We start from the raw sequence: 21,956 nt of genomic DNA, 5'->3' as shown, positions 1-21,956 counted from the left end.
ATGGATTATCGACGTCTTGGCGCCTCGGGCCTGAAGGTCCCGGCGCTCTCGTTCGGCGCTGGAACCTTCGGCGGTTCGGGGCCGCTGTTCGGCGCCTGGGGCAATAGCGATGCGACGGAAGCGCGGCGGCTGGTCGAAATCTGCCTGGAGGCCGGCGTCAACCTGTTCGACACCGCCGACGTCTATTCGAACGGCGCCTCCGAAGAGGTGCTCGGCGCGGCCATCAAGGGCCGCCGCGATGCCGTGCTGATCTCGACCAAGACCTCGCTGCCGATGGGCGACGGACCCAACGATGCCGGCTCCTCCCGTTCGCGTCTCATCAAAGCCGTCGAGGACGCGCTGAAGCGTCTCGGCACCGATTACATCGACCTGCTGCAAATGCACGCCTTCGACGCCGCAACGCCGATCGAGGAAGTGCTGTCGACGCTGGACAGTCTCGTGCGCGCCGGCAAGCTGCGCTATGTCGGCGTCTCCAACTTTTCCGGCTGGCAAGTGATGAAATCGCTCGGCCTGGCGGACAAGCACGGCTACCCGCGCTACGCCGCCCATCAGGTCTATTACTCGCTGGTCGGGCGCGACTATGAATGGGAGTTGATGCCACTAGGCCTCGACCAGGGCCTCGGTGCGCTGGTGTGGAGCCCGCTCGGCTGGGGCCGCCTGACCGGCAAGATCCGCCGCGGCGAGGCACTGCCGGAAAAAAGCCGGCTGCACGACACCGCGAGCTTCGGGCCACCTGTCGAGGACGAGCAGCTCTACAGGGTCGTCGATGCGCTCGACACTGTCGCCAAGGAAACCGGCAAGACGGTGCCGCAGATCGCCATCAACTGGTTGCTGCAGCGGCCGACCGTCGCCTCTGTCATCATCGGCGCGCGCAACGAGGAACAGCTGCGCCAGAACCTCGGCGCCGTCGGTTGGTCATTGACATCAGACCAGATGACGAAGCTCGATGCTGCAAGCGCGGTCACCGCACCCTATCCGTATTTCCCCTATCGCCGGCAGGAGGGTTTTGCCCGGCTGAGCCCGGCTGCGGTCTGACCTCGCTCGATACCTCAAACGCCCGGCGACAGGGCATGTTGAGATTCAGGTCAGGCCGCGCCGAGAATGGTGGCTTCCGAGAACCGGAGCGGAGCGTACTTAAAATACGTGAGCACCGGAAGCGCAGGAGCTGCCATTCGCAGGCCGGCCTCCCCTGAATATCGACGCGCCCTAATGCAGCACGAACTCGCCGTCGACCTTGTGCCATTCATTGGGCGCGATCAGCTTCTGGTGCGTATAGCTCACCGAATGCAGCGGGCCATCGAGCTTGGCCTGCCAGAACTCGATGAACCGGATCAGCACCGGAAATTTCGGCGCGATGTCGTAGTCCTGCCAGATGAAGCTCTGCAGCAGATGCGGATGATCGGGGAAATGATAAAGGATCTTGGCCGTGGTCAAGCCATAGCCCTTGAGGATCAGGTCCATTTCGGAATGGTCACGCATCGCGGTCCCCTGGTTGATTCTCCTTTCCTCCCAATGTGAAATTGTGCGCGCTATTTGCTTAATCGTCTATTGATTTTTTGTGGTGTAGACCGGGTTTACTACGCAAAAACATGCAGTTAGCAGCGATCCCGCCCGAGTGCTGACAGCAGCGACGAGCACGTCTGCGGCATCCCGCCGCGCAAATCCAACGTCTAATATTGCCGTCACCGCGGAACTGTTAATAATGCGCGCGAATTCGCGGCCGCTTCGCCGTGATGCCGCGCCGGCGGTCAAGCCGGGCGGCCTGGTTTCGGGAGGAAGTGAAAATATGTCCGAGGATCATGTCCATCGCGTCCAGCCGGCGTGGAAGAAGAACGCGCTGATCGACAATGACACCTATTTTAAATGGTACACCGACAGCGTGAAGAACCCGGATAAATTCTGGGGCAAGCACGGCAAGCGCATCGACTGGTTCAAGCCCTACAGCAAGGTCAAGAACACCTCCTTCGACGGCAAGGTCTCGATCAAATGGTTCGAGGATGGCGAGACTAACGTTTCGTGGAACTGCATCGACCGACATCTGAAGAAGCGCGGCGATCAGACCGCCATCATTTGGGAAGGCGACAATCCCTACGATGACAGGAAGATCACCTATAACGAGCTCTACGGGCATGTCTGCCGGCTCGCCAATGTGATGAAGAAACACGGCGTCAAGAAAGGCGACCGCGTCACCATCTATATGCCGATGATCCCGGAAGCCGCCTATGCGATGCTCGCCTGCACGCGGATCGGCGCCATCCATTCGGTCGTCTTCGGCGGATTTTCGCCGGACGCGCTGGCCGGCCGCATCGACGACTGCAAATCGACCTTCATCATCACCGCCGACGAAGGCCTGCGCGGCGGCAGGCCGATACCGTTGAAGGATAATACAGACAAGGCGATCGAGATCGCCGCCAAGGCCGGAGCGAAAGTCGAGAAGGTCGTCGTCGTGCGCCGTACCGGCGGCAAGACCGGCTGGGTCGCCGGACGCGACGTCTGGTACCACGACGAGGTGGCGACGGTGAAGGCGGAGTGCAAGCCCGAGAAGATGAAGGCCGAGGATCCGCTGTTCATCCTCTACACGTCGGGCTCGACCGGCAAGCCGAAGGGCGTGCTGCACACCACTGCCGGATATCTCGTCTATGTCTCGATGACCCACCAATATGTCTTCGACTATCATGACGGCGATATCTACTGGTGCACCGCCGATGTCGGCTGGGTCACCGGTCACAGCTATATCGTCTACGGGCCGCTCGCCAACGGCGCCACCACGCTGATGTTCGAAGGCGTGCCGAACTACCCGTCGCAGTCCCGATTCTGGGAGGTCATCGACAAGCACAAGGTCAACATCTTTTACACCGCGCCGACAGCGTTGCGCGCGCTGATGGGCGCCGGCGACGCTCACGTCACCAGGACGTCGCGCAAATCGCTGCGCGTGCTGGGCACGGTCGGCGAGCCGATCAATCCGGAGGCCTGGGAGTGGTATTTCAACGTCGTCGGCAACGGCAAGGTGCCGATCGTCGACACATGGTGGCAGACCGAGACCGGCGGCATCCTGATTACGCCGCTGCCCGGCGCCACCCAGCTCAAGGCAGGTTCCGCGACGCGACCCTTCTTCGGCGTCAAGCCGCAACTGGTCGACGGCGACGGCAAGTTGCTGGAGGGTGTCGCGAGCGGCAACCTCTGCATCGCCGATTCGTGGCCGGGCCAGATGCGCACCGTCTATGGCGACCACGAACGCTTCGTGCAGACCTATTTTTCGACCTACAAGGGCAAATATTTTACCGGTGACGGCTGCCGCCGCGACGTCGATGGCTACTACTGGATCACCGGCCGCGTCGACGACGTCATCAACGTTTCCGGCCACCGCATGGGCACGGCCGAGGTCGAATCCGCGCTGGTTTCGCACGAGAAAGTCTCGGAAGCCGCCGTCGTCGGCTATCCACACGACATCAAGGGCCAGGGCATCTACTGCTACGTCACATTGATGGCCGGCGAGAAGCCGGGCGAGGAGTTGCGCAAGGAACTCGTCGACCATGTCCGCAAGGACATCGGCGCCATCGCCACACCCGATAAGATCCAGTTCGCTCCGGGCCTGCCGAAGACCCGCTCGGGCAAGATCATGCGGCGCATCCTGCGCAAGATCGCCGAGGACGATTTTGCCGCGCTCGGCGACACCTCGACGCTGGCCGACCCGGCGGTCGTCGACGACCTCGTCGCCAACCGGCAGAACAAGCGGGGATAAGAACCATCCGATCGACGGTCGGCAAGAAATCCAAATGATGAGATCAGCTCGTCCCCGTGCTACCGATAAAGGTCCGCTCGCGTCGGCGGCAATCCGCTCGGCCCCCGCGCGCGCTTGGTGACGACGGTCTGGAAAATCTGCGCCGAGGCGCGTTCGAAAGTGATCGAACAGCCGGTGAGATAAAGCAGCCAGAGGCGCGCCTTGGCTTCGCCGACCTCGGCGATCGCTTCGTCGAAGCGTGCCTGGAGGCGCTCGGCCCACAGACGGCAGGTGCGGGCGTAGTGCTCGCGCAAATTCTCGACATCGTAGACGAGGAAACCGTGCGCTTCGAGATTGCCGAGCGTCATGCCGATCGTATCGAGCTCACCGCCGGGAAAGATGTATTTGATCAGTGCCTTGAATTCCGGGCCCTTGCGCAAGGTCTTCTTGATGCTGCCCTTGTCGCGCCGCGTGATGGCATGATGCAGGTAGATGCCGCCCGGTTTGAGCAGGCGATGGATGGTCGAGAAATAGGCAGCGTGGTTGGCGAGCCCCAGATGCTCGAACATGCCGATCGAGGATATCTTGTCGAAGGAGCCGGACAGCTCGGCGTAGGATTTTATCTCGATGGTGATGCGATCTTCCAGCCCCTCGGCGCGGATGCGCTCGCGGGCGAGCTTGGTCTGGGCTTCCGACAGCGAGACGCCGTGGCCGACGACGCCGTAATTTTTCGCGGCATGGATGAGCATGGCTCCCCAGCCGCAGCCGATGTCGAGCAGCTTTTCGCCGGGCTTTAGCCGCAGCTTGCGGCAGATATGATCGAGCTTGTCTTTCTGCGCCTGGTCGATGTCGTTGGCAAAATCGGTGAAATAGCCGCAGCTATAGACCATGCGTTCGTCGAGGAAGAGCCGGTAGAAGGCGTTCGAAATGTCGTAGTGGTGCTGGATCGCTTGCCTGTTCGACCCGCTGACGAAGGGGTTGCGCCCGGAAAGGTCGGTCCGCGCCGTCATCTGTTTTCTCGAAAATAGCACAGTCGGCAGGTCGCGCAGGACCGCGAACTTGGGCAACGACTTTAGCTTCGTCCTGAGCTTGCCGTGCGAAGGCAGAGCGTAGAAATCGAACAGCGATCCGCCTTCCACGTCGATGGTCTTGGAAATCCACATTTCGATCAGTGTCGAGAGGTTGGGCCGACGCATCACCTGCCAGACGATGTCCTGGTCGTTGATGGTGAGCACGGGGCCGGTGGCGGGCCCGATCCGTTCGCCGGTCCACAGCTTGACCGCGAAACCCGGCTTCAGCGTTTCGATGACCGTTCGAACGATCCGTGCCGCTCTGTCGGCTGCCTCCATGCCCGTCCTCCCCTGCTCAGCACGCTGGCGGTCCGACACCGACTTTGCCTGTCCGATCGGACAGTCGCAAGTCGCTAGCGACGAACTCGCACCGCATTTTCACCATGGCGCCTTGCCATTTGCGGATCGACACCCCATCATGAGGGCGTGTTCAACAAATCGAAAGGAGGTGATCCGATGTCGAGTGATTTCGTTTTCCAGAACGTGGCCTCAGCGGATTGCACTTTCGGGAAGCAGTCTTCCCGTTAAGGCGCGAGATGCGCGGCTGGCGACGCCTGGAGCGCCGCGCGTCCTTTGGACGCGCAAAGGACGTTCCAGCACCTTAAGGTAACGTCGCCGCCATGAGCCGCGCCATGGACGGAAACACGGAAGGCCGCCGGCTTCGGAAGAAGCGGCGGCCTTTTCCTTTTGGTTTCGTGTGCCAGTCCCGAGAGGGAAGGTCAGCGTTTGATGGTAAGCTTCTCGATATTCCCGGTGATCTCATCGAAGGCGGCGGCCAGTTCCGTGCCCGTGGCGGCCTCGAAATAGTGCTTCAGCGAGGACGTGTCCGCTGTAGAGCAATTCTTGAGCACGCTCTTTGCCTGGTCCCGCTCGGTTACCGTCATCGTCGGATCGTTCAGGTCAAAGCCGATCGTGAATATCTCGATCCCATCGCGCTTCATGTTGGCGCAGACGGCTTCGGCATTGTCTCGTGAGGTCTGTTCCTGACCCTGTGTTGTGGGCGCGCCACGCTCTTTGGCAAAAGCAGTGTTGAACCTGCCGTCCGTCATCAGGATGGCGACCTTGGCCACTTTTCTTCCATCGAAGTTGGCGGGACCGGCACCCAGACCGGCATCGGCTATCGCCGAGCGCCAGGACGGCGAAAGCATGTAATAACCCCATTGCGCGGCGATACCGCCGGCTGTCACGCCTTCGGCGCTGAAATCTGTGATTGTGTCGAGCAGTTTGTCTTCGTCGGCCGTCAGGGGGATGAGCGTAGCAGACGGGCAACTGCGAATGCGGTAATCCCGATTAACTTTGGCGAGATAGGTTTTGCCATTGTTGTTCAGCCGCGGCGTATAAGGCCCGTCGGGCGAATAGTCGGCAAAGCCATCCTTGTCCTTGCGCTCGGTGGCGCATTTGTCCGGCGCCAGTGTCAAGGACACCGAAACCGGAGCATCGATCGGCGGCGGCACTTTTGATCCATATCTCGTCTCTACGAACACCGTGCTGGCCAACCCGCCTGTGTTGACTGCTTCGGCGTAGGGAACGATTGCCACCCGCACGCGGGGATCGTTCTTGTCGTAGTTCGATCTAAGCAGATCTCTCACAGCCTTCGACGCCGCGACCTGCAGGTCGCCAATTTTGTCGGTCCTCCTATACCAGTTGGGCGCCATCGACCCGGTCACGTCGAGCATCATCGCCACTTCGATCTGCTTGTCCGAATAGAGTGCTGTCGTCGATGCAGCGACACGTTGCATGTCGCCCGTGCTGAAAATCGGAAAATAAAGCCCGACATCGACATGGGCGTCCGCCTGGACCGTCTTGGCGGTCTTGTCGACGGTCAATTTGTCGAGGACGATCCGATCAGCCTGCAGGATGCCCGCTCGGCTGTTGGCATCGAGAAACGCCTGCACCGACTTGTTGGCATCGGCCTCCTGGATGACGCCGGTCGTCAGGTCGCGCGCCGTCGAGGTCACCGCCGCATCGACCACGCCTTGCAAACTGGACTTGGCGTTGTAGAGCTGGGAAACGTTGACAGCAAAGCCGACGCCCAGCGCCAGCACCGACGCGACCATGCCGAACAGAACCGCTAAATTTCCGCTTCGATCTCTGGCAAAGCCGCCGATCGCGTGAACAAAACCCCCAAAATGCCGCATGCTTTCGCCTCCATTCGCCACGACCTCGAAGCCGTGTGAAGGCCGCATTGCAGGATTCCGGCCGGATGGCGCCGTCGACGCAGCGAAAGCCGGCGGCTCATCATCAAACCATTGTTTTGGCTTGGTTTCGCTATGCGGCAAGGTGAACAACCGGTAAACGAAAAGCCGCTGCGGCAGTTTCGTTTACGAAGCGCTTACCATGATCCCGATGTCTGCCGTGGAGCACAAGAACCCGATCCCAATCCGGCACAGGCGCGCTGTGCCGGAGCGGATCAGAACCATCGGATCCGTAGACAGCCCGGGTAACCGTAACAACGGGACACACGCAGTTCGCTTGCGCTTCTATGCCAGCATCTGCGCGCTGGCGGTCCTGTCGACGCCGCGATGGGGCGGGTTGAACAGGTTGCTTTCCTGCTCGTAGGTCCAGACCTTGAACAGGCTGAGCCGGTGCGGGCCGAAACTGTGCAGCAGCGGCACGTCGGTCGCGTCGCGACCGCGCGCGATGACGACGCGGCCGATCCTCGGCACATTGTGGCGGGGGTCGAACGTGTACCATTTGCCTTCGAGGAACACTTCCAGCCACGCCGAAAAATCCATCGGTGCCGGGTCGACCGGTACGCCGATGTCGCCGAGATAGCCGTTCACGTAGCGGGCAGGGATGTTCATGCAGCGGCAGAGCGTGATCGCCAGATGAGCGAAGTCGCGGCAGACGCCGACGCGCTCTTCATGCGCCTGCGCCGCCGTGCGGGTCGGGCGCGCATAGCCGTAACCGAACGACAGGCGGTTGTGGACATAGTCGACGATCGCCTGCACCCGCGCCCAGCCGGATGGAACAGGCCCGAAAACCTGCCAGGCCAGATCGCTGAGATGATCGGTCTCGCAATAGCGACTGCCGAGCAGATAGCAGAGCACGTCGTCGGGCAACTCCGCCACCGGCACTTGCCTGGCCAGCGGGTTGACCTCGTCGGTCTCGCCGCTGTCCTCGACGACGGCGTCGTAAAGAATGCGAAAGCCGCCGCCAGGCGCCGTGAAGCGGCGGCAGGTGTTACCATAGAGATCGTGATAGAGCCGGGTTGGGACGGAAGGCGAGGTCAGCACGCGCGTCTGCCGCTTGATATCGGCCTGGCGCTCCTTGTGGATCTCGAGCAGCGAAATCACCGGGGTGGCTTCAGCACAGTCGATGGCGATTTCGTAGCCGAGCCGAATCAGCATCGTGTTTCCCCGTTTTTGAGCATCGTCGAAGGCAGTTCGGTCAACGCGAGACGGCTCGCCGTGGTTCCCTGGTATTGTCGAAAAGGCGATCTCGCGCCTTCCCATGCAGCCGACGCGACGTTACGGTCGATCGACAGGCTTTTGGTCCCTCCGAAACAACCTCCCGGGATAGCAGATGTTCGCAGGCAAGAAATTCGCAGCCTTCCTGTTCGACATGGATGGCACGGTGGTCAATTCGATTGCCGCCGCAGAAAGGGTCTGGGCAGATTGGGCACGCCGGCAAGGTCTCGACGTTGCCGCATTCCTGCCGACGATCCACGGCGTGCGGGCGATCGAGACCATCGCTCAGCTGGCGCTTCCAGGCGTCGATCCAATGCGCGAGGCCGATGCGCTTCTGCAGGCCGAGGCGGCCGATATCGACGGCATCCTTCCGATCGCCGGCGCCGCGGCGTTTCTGGCGTCGCTGCCGTCCGAGCGCTGGGCCATCGTCACTTCCGCGCCGCGCGAGCTGGCTCTCCTGCGCATCGCGGCCGCCGGCATCCCGCTTCCCGCCATCCTTGTCGCGGCCGAGGACGTTTCCCACGGCAAACCGGCCCCCGATTGCTTCCGGCTGGCGGCCGAGCGGCTGGGCGTCGATGCGCGCGACTGTCTCGTTTTCGAAGACGCGCCCGCCGGCATATCGGCGGCCGAGGCCGCAGGTGCTGCGGTCGTGGTGATCAGCGCCACGCACCAGCATCCGTTGCAAACGCCGCATGCTGCGATCGCCGGTTATGACGCGATCGGCATCGCTGTCGACGACCGCGGCTGGATCGCCATTGAGCCGGAGCGCGCCGCCGAGGTCTGCTGACCCTCCGGTATCTTGTCGTGCCTAAAAATCGCTGGTCAAGCCCTTGACCTCCCAGTCACCATAGCGGCCCGGTTCCTTGCCGCCACGGCCGCCGATCTCCTTCGGCACCGCGGCTTCCTGCTGGCGATAGCGTTCGCGCCGTGCTTTCGCCTCCGCCAAAGCGCGGCGGGCTGCCGGCGTCAGCGTCTTTTGCGGCGCGCCGTAACCGGGATCGGCGTTTGTATTGCTGGCTTCGCCTGTTTTACTGGTTTCGTCCATCATGCGATTTTCCCGGCGGATTGAAACAGGGCCACACGTTTCCCATCATATAGCGATGAGCCGACAAGGATCGACCATTTTTCCGCAGCGCCGGCAGAAACGGAGCAGACAATGAACACACTTCGCACCGCTATGCTTTTGGCAGCGATGACGGCGCTGTTCATGGGCGTCGGCTATCTGATCGGCGGGTCGGGCGGCATGATTATCGCCTTGCTGATTGCCGCCGCTATGAACCTGTTCAGCTATTGGAACGCCGACAAGATGGTGCTGTCGATGAACCGCGCTGTCGAGGTCGACGAAAGGAACGCGCCGGAATATTACGCCATCGTGCAGAGCCTCGCCAGACAGGCCGGCCTACCGATGCCGAAAACCTATCTGATCGACAACCCGCAGCCCAACGCTTTCGCCACCGGTCGCAACCCGCAGAATGCCGCGGTCGCCGCCACCACTGGACTGTTGCAGCAACTGTCGCATGAGGAGGTCGCGGCTGTCATGGCGCACGAGCTCGCCCATGTGCAGCATCGCGACACGCTGACCATGACGATTGTCGCCACGCTTGCCGGCGCGATTTCGATGCTCGGCAATTTCGCCTTCTTTTTCGGCGGCAACCGCGACAACAACAATTCCTTTGGCATTATTGGCGTGCTGGTGGCGATGATCGTGGCGCCCTTTGCCGCGATGATCGTGCAGATGGCGGTCAGCCGCACCCGCGAATACGAAGCCGACCGGCGCGGCGCCGAGATCTGTGGACAGCCGCTTTGGCTTGCTTCGGCCCTTGACAAGATCGCCCGCGGCGCCGAACGCATCCGCAACCCGGATGCCGAGCGCAATCCGGCGACCGCCCACCTCTTCATCATCAATCCTCTTTCCGGCGAGCGCATGGATAGCCTGTTTTCCACCCACCCGAGCACCGACAACCGCATCGCGGCGCTGCAGGCGATGGCGCGGGATATTGCATCCGCCCCCGCTCAGCGGCAGGCCCCGATACCGCGGCAGGCGGACGGGCAGCGTCCGTCGGGCCCGTGGGAGAGGGCAGCCGAGCAGCCTGAGCAGTCGACTGAACCGGCCAGGCCGAGATCCAATCCCTGGGGCCGCAATCCGACCGGACCCAAGGGTCGGTGGTCGTGAGCGAAGCGAAACGCCGGCACCGAATTTCAGGCGATCATGAAAACAATGCAGCGAGCCCCGACGAGCCCGTCGCTGGTCTCGCCGCGCGCAAGGCGGCGGCACGGCTGCTTGCCGCCGTCATCGATGCGAGGACGCCGCTAGACGGACTGACCGACCATGAGAACGGCCATCCGCAATACAAGGCGCTCGACCTGCGCGATCGAGCGCTGGTGCGCGCCATACTGGTTACTGCGCTGCGCTTCCGCATGACCATATCAGGGTTGCTGGCCCGTCGCCTGGAAAAGCCGCTGCCGCCCAACGCCACCGCGCTTTCGCACATTCTGCATGTAGCAGCGGCACAGATCCTGTTCCTCGACATTCCCGACAGCGCCGCCGTCGACCTTGCCGTTACCCACGCCAAATCCGATCCGCGCACCGTGCGCTTCTCCGGTCTCGTCAACGGCGTGCTGCGCACGCTGGCGCGGTCCAAGCAGGCCGAGTTGGCTGCAGCGCTTGCCGCCACCGACGAAGCGCCGAAGTGGTTTTCCGACCGGCTGAAAGCCGCCTATGGGGTCGACAAGGCCAGGCAAATTCTCGCCGCTCACCGGCACGAGGCACCAGTCGACTTCACCATCAAGTCCGACCCCGCGCTGTGGGCCGAGCGGCTCGGCGGCATCGTGCTGCCGACCGGCACGGTGCGAGTGGAAAAGCTCAGCGCCTCCGTCACCGAACTTCCCGGCTTCGAAGACGGCGCCTGGTGGGTTCAGGATGCCGCCGCCAGCCTTCCGGCCCGGCTCTTCGGCGACATCGCGGGTTTGCGCGTCGCCGACCTCTGCGCCGCCCCCGGCGGCAAGACCGCTCAGCTCATTCTCGGCGGCGCCAATGTAACCGCCGTCGATACCTCGAAGAACCGGTTGTCGCGGCTATCGCAGAATCTCGAACGGCTTGGTCTGTCCGCAGAGATCGTCCAGGCCGATCTGCTCAAATACGAGCCGGAACAACTGTTCGACGCCGTTCTCCTCGATGCACCGTGCTCTTCGACCGGCACGGTGCGGCGGCATCCCGACGTGCCCTGGACGAAGACAGCGGCCGACATCGAAAAACTCGCCGATCTGCAGCGAAGGTTGCTCGCCCAAGCCGTCACCCTGGTCAGGCCCGGCGGCCGCATCGTCTTTTCCAACTGTTCGCTCGACCCGCTCGAAGGCGAGGCGCTTTACCGCGCCTTCCTCGCCGGGACGGCGGACATCGTCGACGATCCGCTCCGCCCGGGCGAGATCGCCGGCATCGATCCGTTCCTGACGCCGCAAGGCACGCTGCGCACCACGCCCGCCGATCTGGAGCTCGGCTCACCGGAACGGTCCGGCCTGGACGGCTTCTTCGCCGCCCGCTTTCGCAGAGCCGGCTAATGGTGAGAATTTGTCGAGTATTTTAGGAAGAATCCTGCGGAAAACAGGCTGAACTCCAAGGCCTCCATGGAATTCGCCTTCGCATAAGTTCTTGAAGCATATAACTTGTCTTCGGGTTGAGGGGTATGAGGAGGGCTTTTGGCGATCGCTGCCGTCAGCACGACGCGTTTATGGACGCTTGTCGCGAAGGAGTTCTGGCGCAAGACGCGCCGGCGCCTGCGTGCCGGGCCGCTCCATCGCTGGCGCTACTCCGGCCGCACGCCGGAACGGGTGTTGATCGCTCCGCCGGACCTGCGCCTGGCCGACCCGCAGATCGCGCTCGAGATCTATTATGGCCGCTATCCGCTGTCGGGGCATCTGGTCGAGACCGGCGGCAAGTCGCCCTTCCAGATTGCCGTGCCCAATCCCGGCTGGCAAAAGGCGCTGCACGGTTTTCGCTGGCTGCGCCATATGCGCGCCGCCGGCACCGAGCTTGCCGCAGCCAATGCCCGCGCGCTGGTCTCCGACTGGATCACTATCCATGGCAGCAACATTTCCGGTGTCGCCTGGGAGCCCGGCACGACGGCCAAGCGCGTGATTGCCTGGCTGCAGCATTCCTCGGTGGTGCTGCAGGGCGCTGAATTTCCCTTCTACCGCGCCTTCCTGAAATCGCTGGCCATGCAGATCCGCTATCTCAGGGCGATGGCACGCGAAATGCCGGACGGCAAGGACAGGATGCGCGCCCGCATCGCGCTTGCCTTCGCCGCTCTGTCATTGCCGGCGCCGCCATCGGCGCTGCGCGGTGCGACACGCAACCTCGCCGAGGAGCTCGACCGTCAGATTCTGCCGGATGGCGGCCATATTTCCCGCAATCCGATGGCCGTTCTTGAAACCCTCGCCGATCTTCTGCCGCTGCGCCAGACCTATGCCAATCAAGCCGAAACGCCGCCAGCGGCGCTGATGGGCGCCATCGACCGCATGCTGCCGGCGCTTCGCTTCTTTCGCCACCAGGACGGCAGCCTCGCCCGCTTCAACGGCATGGGCGCGACCATCCACGACCGCATCGCCACCATTCTGCGCCACGACGACACCGCCGGCGCGCCGTTGCTGCACGCACCGCATTCGGGCTACGAGCGCCTCTCCATGGGCGGCGTCACCGTGATCGCCGATACCGGCCCGCCACCGCCTATCGATGTTTCCAACGCTGCGCACGCCGGATGCCTGGCCTTCGAGCTGTCTTCCGGCCGCCGCCACTATGTCGTCAACGCCGGCGTCGACACCTATGGCGCCGCCGAATTCCGGCCGCTTGCCCGCGCCACGGCCGCCCATTCGACCGCCACCATCAACGACACCTCGTCGGCGCGTTTCAGCCACTCGCTGCGCGTCAACGATCTGCTCGGCACGCCGTTGATCGGCGGCCCGCAGCATGTGCTTTGCAAGCGCACCGACCAGCAAGGCAGCCAGGGTTTTCTGGCTCGCCACGACGGCTATGTCGCGCGCTTCGGCTTCCTGCATGAGCGCGAACTGAAATTGTCGACGAACGGCAATGTGCTCGCCGGCAGGGATCGCCTTCTGCGGCCGGGCGGCGCGGCGATCCGCAACAACGGCCGCGATTTCGTCACCGTACGCTTCCACATCCATCCCGACATAGGCCTGCTCCAGGACGAGCACGGTCGCCTGGTGCTGACCGCCGAACAGGCCGACACATGGGTGTTCACCTGCACCGAGGTAGCCCCCGAGGTCGAGGAATCGATTTATTTCGCCGGTCTTGGCGGCCCGCGCCGCAGCCGGCAGATCGTGCTGGCCTTCAAGGCATCGGAGGTTTCCGAAGTCCATTGGCAACTGACGCGAACGGCCATCGCCGGTCATTCGGCAAAAAGCTGAGACTGCAGGTGGCAGCGGCGAATGGTCCAGGCCTGGAGCAAAGGATGCTGTAACGCATCGGCCCGAAAATCGGAATCGATGTTCGGAAAGCACGATGCGTAGGCCGAAAAGTGTTAGAGCGTACTCTGTGCGTCCAAGTGGACGCGCGTCGCTCTAACGGCTTGATTTCCGGTCGCCATGTGCTACGGCGCGCGGACACTTTCCCAACCAGCCGTGAAAGGCCGCCAGCCCATGGCCGTCGCCGCCAAGAACATTCCCGCGCCCGACCTCGTTCCCGTTCGCCGCGCGCTGCTCTCCGTCTTCGACAAGACCGGGCTCATTGATTTCGCCAGGGCTCTGGCCGCGGCCGGCGTCGAGCTGGTCTCCACCGGTGGCACGGCAAAGGCGATCGCCGAGGCAGGCATGGCCGTGCGCGACGTCTCCGACCTTACCGGCTTTCCCGAGATCATGGACGGCCGCGTCAAGACGCTGCATCCGTCCGTGCATGGCGCGCTGCTCGGCGTGCGCGACGATCCCGAACACGCCGCGGCGATGCGCGATCATGGCATTGAGCCGATCGATCTCGTCGTCTCCAATCTCTATCCTTTCGAGGATGTCCGCCGCTCCGGCGCCGCTTACGCCTCGATCGTCGAGAACATCGACATAGGCGGCCCGGCGATGATCCGCGCCTCGGCCAAGAACCACGCCTATGTCGCCATCGTCACTGACCCCGAGGACTATGCCTCGGTGCTCAACGCACTGGAGATGAATTTCGGCTCGCTCTCGCTGGATTTCCGCAAGAAACTGGCGGCCAACGCTTTCGCCCGCACCGCCAGCTATGATGCGGCGATCTCCGGCTGGTTCGCCGAAGCGCTGGAGATCGAGCATCCCACCTGGCGCGCCTTCGGCGGCAGGCTGGACCAGGTGATGCGCTACGGCGAAAACCCGCACCAGAGTGCCGGCTTCTACGTCGATGGCGATAAGCGGCCGGGCGTCGCGACGGCGCGCCAGCTTCAGGGCAAGCAGCTTTCCTACAACAACATCAACGACACCGACGCCGCCTTCGAACTGGTCGGCGAGTTCGATCCGGCCCGCTCCGCCACTGTCGCCATCATCAAGCACGCCAACCCGTGCGGCGTCGCCGAGGGCGCTTCGCTGAAGGCGGCCTACGCCAAGGCGTTTGCCTGCGACCCTGTCTCGGCTTTTGGTGGCATTGTCGCGATGAACCGTACCCTCGATGCTGAGGCGGCCGAAGAGATCGTCAAAACCTTCACCGAGGTCATCATCGCGCCGGGCGCCTCGGAAGAAGCAATCCGCATCGTGGCCGCCAAGAAGAATCTGCGCTTGCTTGTCACCGGCGGCCTGCCCGATCCACGCACGGCCGGCTCCACCGTGAAGTCCGTTTCCGGCGGGTTGCTCGTCCAGGGCCGCGACAATGCGGTGGTCGATGACCTCGATCTGAAAGTGGTGACCAGGCGCGCGCCGACGCCGGCCGAAATGGCCGATCTCAAATTGGCTTTCCGCATCGCAAAGCACGTCAAGTCGAACGCCATCGTCTATGTCAGAGACGGTGCCACCGTCGGCATCGGCGCCGGCCAGATGAGCCGGGTCGATTCCTCGCGCATCGCCGCGCGCAAGGCGCTCGACGCGGCCGAGGCTGCCGGCCTGGCCGAGCCGCTGACCAAAAATTCTGTCGTCGCCTCGGATGCCTTTTTCCCGTTTGCCGACGGGTTGCTGTCTGCGATCGAAGCCGGCGCTACCGCCGTCATCCAGCCGGGTGGCTCAATGCGCGACGACGATGTCATCGCCGCCGCCGACGCCCACGGCATCGCTATGGTGTTTACCGGCGTGAGGCATTTCAGGCATTGAGCAGTCTTCCCTTCTCCCCTTGTGGGAGAAGGTGCCGAGCGAAGCTCGGTCGGATGAGGGGTGTTGGCAGGATCGCTACGATGAAGACGTAAGCGATTCAAATCCCTTGATGTTTTCACGTCTCGTTTCTTCCAGCACCCCTCATCCGTCTCGGCGCTATCGCCGATCCACCTTCTCCCACACGGAGAGAAGGGAAGAGCAGTTCACTCTGCCGGCTGGTCCGCTGGATACGGAGTGCGGACCAGGATCGCCAGGCCGACGCCGAAAAACAGCACGATAGCCGCCATGCCTAGCCGCGACGAGCCGCTGGCCAAGGTGATCGTGGCCACCATGAATGGCGCAGCAAAACTGGTCGCCCGTCCGGCCAGCGCATAGATGCCGAAATAGCGGCCCGATTCGGCAGCAGTGACGCTGCGCGCCATATAGGAGCGCGACGACGCCTGCACCGGCCCAAAGGCAAGGCCGATCAGCAGACCGAAAAAGATGTAGGCTTTTTCGGCGGGTGTACCGAACAACCCGCCGCTATCGGCTCCGGGCATCATCCAGGCACCGAATAACGTGTAGCCCGGCCCGGTCGAGACGATGCCGATCGTGGCAATGCTAAGCAGGACAAGCGAAATCATCACTATGGTCTTAGAGCCGAGCGCCACGTCGAGGCGTGCGGCAACCAGGCAGCCGACGATGGCGACGACGTTGAGGATGATGCCGAACAGGCCGATCTCGGTGATCGACCAGTGGAACATCGCCGCCGCAAAGGCACCGCCCAGCGCAAGCAACGCATTGACGCCATCCTGATAGATCATGCGGGCGACGAGAAAGCGGAAGATGCCGCTGCGCTTGCGTATTTCGCCCAGCGTCGATTTCAATTCCGACAGCCCCTCGCGCACCGCCGGGCCAAGGGGAATACCCTTGGCCGCATCCGGCGTGAAGAAGAACATTGGCAGGATGAACAGGAAATACCAGGCCGCCGATAGGGGCCCTGTCGCCCGTGCGTCCTCGCCGAGTTTCGGATCGAGCCCGAGGATCGGGTCGAGGCCGACGATCGTCTTGCCGGTTTCCGGTGAACTGGCCATGAAGGCGACGACGACGATCAGCGCGATCATGCCGCCGAGATAGCCAAGCCCCCATGCAATATTCGAGATTCGGCCGATTTCGCTCTTCGGCACCAGACGCGGCATCATCGAATCGTTGAAGACGGTCGAGAATTCCGCCGCGACCGAGGCCAGCGAGAAGAACAGCACGACCAGGAAAAGGTTCGAGCCGGGAGCAGCGAACCACAGCAGGCAAAGACTGGTAATCTTGATCGCGGCGAAGAACGCGATCCACGGTTTTCGCGGGCCGGTCTGGTCGGCGACCGAGCCGAGGATCGGCGACAGAACGGCGATCGCCAGACCCGCCGCGGCGATGCCGTAACCCCATGCCGCCTGCCCCGTTTCAGGATCGCTCGCCATGCGCGAGACGAAATAGGGCCCGAAGATGAAGGTGGTGATGACCGTGAAGAACGGCTGTGCCGCCCAGTCGAACAGCATCCATCCCCAGATGCCGCGTTCCGGCGCTCGCTGCACTGCTACCTCGGCCATGTGCCCTCCCACAAACGGTACCCCCGAAGCGGGGAACCGTTTCGCTCTATAGCGCAGTTCTTGCCGGCAATCGCGCGCGATTCGGAAGACTTCTCACAGCGCCGTCAGGTCGCTGATCAGCCCCGACGCCACCGACAGCCGCGACACGGTGATGTCGCCGCCCTCGGTGAGTGCCTGCAGCCGCTCGCGGATGCGCCCGACCCTTTCACCGCCGGCCTCCAGCCATGCCGCCACCGGGTCCGCCGCCTCGGCATGGCCGGTGAGCGCCGCCACGGCGATGCCGCGCCTGGCCGCGCCGATCGTGTCGGTGGCGCGGGAAAGCGCCAATTGATCATAGTAGTCGGACGGCGCGATCGAGCGCGCCGCATCCTCGACGCGCGGAATGCGGAAGGCATCGCTGACCACGAAAAACGCCTTCGCAGCGACGACAATGTCGGCGTTCGCCGTTCGGGCCGTCAGCGCGATGTCAGGGACGAAGCCCGCCACATCGGTCAGCGCCAGCTGTTCTGCCAGTCTTTCGGGCGCGCCGCCCTTGGACAGACCATGCCGCCGCTCCTCGATCCGCTCGCGCGAGAAGGCCGGCAGCAGCGAAACCAGCTTCGGCTCCAGTGCCTTGCGCGCGTCCTGCAACTCGGCGATCCGTTGGCCGAGCGGTGCGGTGCCGCTATCGTTCTTGAGATACCAGCCGCTGGCCACATAGGTGAGCCGGCTAACCGCCTGATAGAGGTCGAGCTGCACCTGACCGTCGATCTGGTTATCGAGCGCATCGATCTGGCGATAGAGCGCCGGCAAGCCGAAGCCGTCGCGCACCACGGCGAAGGTCCGGACCACGTCGGCCGCACTGCGTCCGGTTGCTTCCTGCAGCCTGTTGACGAAGGATGGGCCGCCCCGGTTGACCAGATCGTTGGCGACGACACGGGCAATGATTTCCCGGCGCAGGCGATGGCCATGGATCTCGGCCGCGTATTTCTTCGCCATACGGTCCGGAAAATAGCCCATCAGGTCCCGGTCGAAATGCGGATCGTCCGGCACGTCGCTGGCGACGATGTCGGAAAACAGCACGATCTTGGCATAGGCCAACAGCACGCCGAGCTCGGCCCTGGTCAGCGGCTCGGCGCGCGCCTCGCGCTCGGCAAGGGCTGCCGGCGACGGCAGAGCTTCGACATTGCGGTCGAGCAGACCGCGCGCCTCGAGCGCTGCCATGAAACGGCTCTGATGGGCGATGTCGGCAAGGCCGCGCTTGCGGGCAAGGGACAGCGCCAGCGTCTGCTCGTAATTGTTGGACAGCACCAGCGCGCTCACCTCGTCGGTCATCTCGGCAAGAAGCTTGTTGCGCGCTGGGCGGGTCAGCGCCCCTTTGCGCATGGCGGAAGCCAGCGCGATCTTGATGTTGACCTCGACGTCCGAGCAGTTGACGCCGCCCGAATTGTCGATGGCGTCGGAATTGCAGCGCCCGCCATTCAGCCCGAACTCGATGCGGGCTCGCTGCGTCGCGCCGAGATTGGCGCCCTCGCCGATGACCTTGGCGCGCACGTCGAGCGCCGTCACCCGGATAGCGTCGTTGGCGCGATCGCCGACGTCCTGGTTGGTTTCGGTCGATGCCCTCAGATATGTGCCGATGCCACCGAACCACAAAAGGTCGACCGGCGCCTTGAGGATGGCGCTCATGATCTCGACCGGCGAGGCGGTCGTCTTGCCGAGGCCGATCGCCGCGGCTGCGGCCGGCGGCAGCGTGATCGACTTCTGGCTGCGCGAGACGATGACGCCGCCTTCCGACAGTTTTGTCTTGTCATAGTCCTGCCAGCTCGACCGGGTGAGGGCAAACATGCGCCGGCGCTCGGCCATCGAAGCCGCCATGTCGGGAGCGGGATCGATGAAGATGTCGCGATGGTCGAAGGCGGCGATCAGCCGGGTCTTCTCGGACAGGATCATACCGTTGCCGAACACGTCGCCCGACATGTCGCCGACGCCGACGACGGTGAAGGGCGTGGTCTGGATATCCCGGTTCATCTCGCGGAAATGCCGCTTGACCGCTTCCCAGGCGCCCTTGGCGGTGATGCCCATCTTCTTGTGGTCGTAGCCGGCCGAGCCGCCGCTGGCGAAGGCGTCATCGAGCCAGAAGCCATGCTTCTCGCTGATAGCGTTGGCGGTGTCGGAGAAGGTCGCCGTGCCCTTGTCGGCGGCGACGACGAAATAGGGATCGTCCTGGTCGCGCCTGATCACACCGGCTGGCGGAATGACGCCGTCGAGGCCGATATTGTCGGTGATCGACAACAGGCTGGAGACGTAGTTCTTGTAAGCGGACGCGCCGGCTTCGAAGATGGCGTCGCGGCCGGCGCCCATCGGCAGCTTCTTCGGATAGAACCCCCCCTTTGCGCCAACCGGCACGATCACCGCATTCTTCACCTGCTGTGCCTTGACCAGACCGAGCACCTCGGTGCGGTAGTCCTGGGCGCGGTCCGACCAGCGCAGGCCGCCGCGGGCGACCGGGCCGAAGCGCAGATGCACGCCCTCGACCTCGGAACCGTAGACGAAGATCTCCCGCCATGGCCGCGGCGCCGGCAGGCCGTCGACCGATTGCGAATCGAGCTTGATCGCCAGCGACTGGCCCTTCTCATTCAGATCGGGAACGAAATGATTGGTGCGTAGTGAGGCTTCGATCAGGTTTAGGTAGCGACGGATGATCGTGTCGTCATCGATGTTTGGAACCTCTTCCAGCGCATCCCTGATCTTTGCCTTGAGATGCTTGGCCGCGACCACCCCTTCCGTCTCCGCCGTCGGTCCGAGGCGGGCGACGAACAGCTCATGCAGGCCACGCGCGATCTCCGGATAGCGGTTGAGCGCGGCGGCAATGAAATCCTGGCTCTGCGGGATCCCGGCCTGCTGCAGATAGCGGCCATAGGCGCGCAGGATGGTGACCTCGCTCGACCACAGGCCGGCGGTCTGGACAAGGCCGTTATAGCCGTCATTGTCGATGTCGCCGCGCCAGACGCAAAGGAACGCGTCCTCGAACAGCGCGCCGCGGTCGCCAAGGTCGATCGGCTTGCCGTAGCTGTTTTCGAGCTCCATGTCGTGGATGAAGACCAAGCCGGGAGCCTCGTCCCCGACCTCGAAGGTGCGCTCGCTGATAACGCGGAAGCCGATGTTCTCCAGCACCGGCACCCGCCGCGACAGCGCCACCGGGCTGCCATGGTGATAGATCTTCAGCGCCGCCTGATGCGGTTCTTGGTTGGCATGACGGTAGTAGTCGATGGCGATCGGATTGGCCGCGCTGATCTTGGCGATGCGCCCGGCATCGGCCAACGCCTCCGCCGGCGAGAAGCTGTCGCGATAGCTTCCCGAGAAGCGCGAAGCGATCGCCGTGAGCGCCGCATCGGCGCCGCTCTCGGCCGCCGTCTCCCGCAGAATGTCGTCCCAGGTCCGCACGATGGCGCGGATCGCTGCCTCGATCGTCGCCTGGTCGATCTTCGGCGTCCTGCCGCCGGAACGGCCGATGATGAAGTGGACACGCGCCAGCCCGCCTTCCGGAAAGGCGGGGTAGTAGGCCGACAGCCGGCCTTGGAACACCGTCCTCAGATAGGTGCCGATCTTCTCGCGTACGACGCTGTCGTAGCGGTCGCGCGGCACGAAGACGAGGATCGAGACGAAGCGGTCGAACTGATCGGCCCGCACCAGCGCTCTGACGCGCGGCCGCTCGATCAGCCCCAGAATGGCTTCGGCGTGCTTGCGCAGGATCGGCACCGGAACCTGGAACAGCTCGTCGCGGGGGTAGCTCTCCAGCACGTTGATCAGTGCCTTGCCGGAGTGATCTTCAGGGTTGAAACCGGATTTGGCGATGATGGTTTCGGCTTTCGACCTGAGATAAGGGATCTTCATCACCGAGCGCGTGTAGGCGGTCGAGGTGAACAGGCCGACGATGCGCAACTCGCCGGCAAGCACGCCCTTGGCGGTGTAGGTCTTGACGCCGATGTAATCGAGATAGATGCGGCGGTGCACCGACGATTTGGCATTGGCCTTGGTGACGATCAGCGGTTCCGGCCCGTGCAGGAAGGCGCGGATTTCCGGCGTCGTCGACACCGCTTCGGTGCCGCGCCGCAGCACCAGCACGTCGGGATCGGAGAGGATACCCAGGCCGGGCTTTTCGGTGCGCTCCAGCGTGCCGCTCTTCTCGCCGCCGGTATATTTGAACTCGCGCATGCCGAGGAAGGTGAAATTGTCGTCGCGCAACCATTCGAGGAGGGCGATCGCTTCGGTGACGTGGGCCTTCTCGAGCGGCACCGGAGCGTAGCGGAACTCGGAGATTGCCTGGTCGAGGCGGGCCAGCATCGGCTTCCAGTCGGTGACAGCGGCGCGCACCTGGCCTAATATTTTCTTCAGCCGCTCAGCCAAGGCCTCGGCCTGCTCGGGCGAAAGACGGCCGATATGGACGTGGATGACGCTCAGCCGTTCATGACTGTGATCGCCCTTGGCGAACCCGCCATCGCCGAGGATTTCGTCGACGCCGCTCTTGCCGTGCCTGACAACGATGACCGGATGGGTGACCAGCAGCGGTTCGCCGGCGCTCTCGGTGATCTCGCCGAGAATGGAATCGAACAGGAACGGCATGTTGTCGTTGACAACGGTGATCACGGTCATCGGCCTGCCCTGGCGGACGACACCGGAATCGACCTCTATGGCGACGACGCAATCGCCCTTCTTGTGCCTGGCGACGGCGCGTCCGGCGAGATCGGCGGCGCGTTCGAGGTCGGCGACGTCATAGGCGGCGACATCTTCGGCCGGCGCTCGGGCCAGCAGGTAGTCGGCAAGCCTGGCGGGTTTTTCGCTGCCCTTGGCTGTGCTCATCTTTTTCAACTGGCTTGGGGATTTCAGGCCGGCCATGTCGCTAGTCCCTCCCGTCATATGTTTT

The 21,956-nt window shown here is 63.5% G+C and carries 14 protein-coding genes; 7 read left to right on the top strand and 7 right to left on the bottom strand.

Going from position 1 to position 21,956, the window contains the following annotated elements:
* Positions 1–1,035 carry an aldo/keto reductase gene (locus EN807_RS06195; RefSeq protein ID WP_135934283.1) on the top strand — a complete coding sequence of 345 codons (1,035 nt, stop codon included), beginning with the start codon at positions 1–3 and terminating at the stop codon, positions 1,033–1,035.
* 171 nt (positions 1,036–1,206) lie between these two features.
* Here EN807_RS06195 and EN807_RS06185 read toward each other — a convergent pair whose 3' ends face one another.
* The gene (locus tag EN807_RS06185; RefSeq protein WP_127315596.1) at positions 1,207–1,479 is read right to left on the bottom strand and encodes an usg protein; all 273 of its coding nucleotides are present in this window, start codon (positions 1,477–1,479) and stop codon (positions 1,207–1,209) included.
* 307 nt (positions 1,480–1,786) lie between these two features.
* Between EN807_RS06185 and acs the strand changes: the two genes are divergently transcribed.
* Positions 1,787–3,742: an acetate--CoA ligase gene (gene acs / locus EN807_RS06180; RefSeq protein ID WP_135935796.1), complete on the top strand. Its 1,956-nt coding sequence runs from the start codon at positions 1,787–1,789 to the stop codon at positions 3,740–3,742.
* Positions 3,743–3,801: 59 nt separating this feature from the next.
* Here acs and EN807_RS06175 read toward each other — a convergent pair whose 3' ends face one another.
* From EN807_RS06175 to EN807_RS06165, 3 genes are all read right to left on the bottom strand, one after another.
* Positions 3,802–5,070 (bottom strand): cyclopropane-fatty-acyl-phospholipid synthase family protein, encoded by a 1,269-nt coding sequence (locus EN807_RS06175; protein WP_135934281.1) that lies wholly within the window; start codon positions 5,068–5,070, stop codon positions 3,802–3,804.
* 440 nt (positions 5,071–5,510) lie between these two features.
* Entirely contained in the window at positions 5,511–6,929 is a 1,419-nt protein-coding gene (locus EN807_RS06170) for a pilus assembly protein (protein WP_135934280.1), read from the bottom strand.
* A gap of 342 nt (positions 6,930–7,271) precedes the next feature.
* Positions 7,272–8,141 carry a transglutaminase family protein gene (locus EN807_RS06165; RefSeq protein WP_135934279.1) on the bottom strand — a complete coding sequence of 290 codons (870 nt, stop codon included), beginning with the start codon at positions 8,139–8,141 and terminating at the stop codon, positions 7,272–7,274.
* A 175-nt stretch (positions 8,142–8,316) separates the two neighbouring features.
* Between EN807_RS06165 and EN807_RS06160 the strand changes: the two genes are divergently transcribed.
* Positions 8,317–8,988 carry an HAD-IA family hydrolase gene (locus tag EN807_RS06160; RefSeq protein ID WP_135934278.1) on the top strand — a complete coding sequence of 224 codons (672 nt, stop codon included), beginning with the start codon at positions 8,317–8,319 and terminating at the stop codon, positions 8,986–8,988.
* A 21-nt stretch (positions 8,989–9,009) separates the two neighbouring features.
* Here the strand turns inward: EN807_RS06160 and EN807_RS06155 are convergent, their stop codons facing one another.
* A complete protein-coding gene (locus EN807_RS06155; RefSeq protein ID WP_135934277.1) occupies positions 9,010–9,249 on the bottom strand; it encodes a DUF1674 domain-containing protein in 240 nt (79 codons plus the stop codon).
* Positions 9,250–9,357: 108 nt separating this feature from the next.
* Here EN807_RS06155 and htpX point away from each other — a divergent pair, with 108 nt between their 5' ends.
* The 4 genes from htpX to purH all read left to right on the top strand — a co-directional run bounded on the left by htpX (position 9,358) and on the right by purH (position 15,470).
* Positions 9,358–10,374, top strand: coding sequence for a zinc metalloprotease HtpX (gene htpX / locus EN807_RS06150; protein ID WP_135934276.1), 1,017 nt, complete (start codon positions 9,358–9,360; stop codon positions 10,372–10,374).
* Entirely contained in the window at positions 10,365–11,759 is a 1,395-nt protein-coding gene (locus EN807_RS06145) for an RsmB/NOP family class I SAM-dependent RNA methyltransferase (RefSeq protein WP_189522358.1), read from the top strand. The genes htpX and EN807_RS06145 overlap by 10 nt, the downstream gene beginning before the upstream one ends.
* 138 nt (positions 11,760–11,897) lie before the next feature.
* Positions 11,898–13,622 (top strand): heparinase II/III family protein, encoded by a 1,725-nt coding sequence (locus EN807_RS06140; RefSeq protein ID WP_135934274.1) that lies wholly within the window; start codon positions 11,898–11,900, stop codon positions 13,620–13,622.
* 231 nt (positions 13,623–13,853) lie between these two features.
* On the top strand, positions 13,854–15,470 hold the full coding sequence (purH, locus tag EN807_RS06135) for a bifunctional phosphoribosylaminoimidazolecarboxamide formyltransferase/IMP cyclohydrolase (protein ID WP_135934273.1): 1,617 nt from the start codon (positions 13,854–13,856) through the stop codon (positions 15,468–15,470).
* Between the two features lie 203 nt (positions 15,471–15,673).
* Here the strand turns inward: purH and EN807_RS06130 are convergent, their stop codons facing one another.
* Together EN807_RS06130 and EN807_RS06125 are read right to left on the bottom strand one after the other, a co-directional pair.
* The gene (locus EN807_RS06130) at positions 15,674–17,050 is read right to left on the bottom strand and encodes an MFS transporter (RefSeq protein WP_135934272.1); all 1,377 of its coding nucleotides are present in this window, start codon (positions 17,048–17,050) and stop codon (positions 15,674–15,676) included.
* A gap of 93 nt (positions 17,051–17,143) precedes the next feature.
* Positions 17,144–21,928 (bottom strand): NAD-glutamate dehydrogenase, encoded by a 4,785-nt coding sequence (locus EN807_RS06125; protein WP_135934271.1) that lies wholly within the window; start codon positions 21,926–21,928, stop codon positions 17,144–17,146.
* Between the last annotated feature and the right edge of the window lie 28 nt (positions 21,929–21,956).

This window comes from Mesorhizobium sp. M5C.F.Ca.ET.164.01.1.1 (assembly GCF_004792125.1).
GTDB lineage: Bacteria > Pseudomonadota > Alphaproteobacteria > Rhizobiales > Rhizobiaceae > Mesorhizobium > Mesorhizobium wenxiniae.
This window is presented reverse-complemented; position numbering and strand designations above follow the sequence as displayed.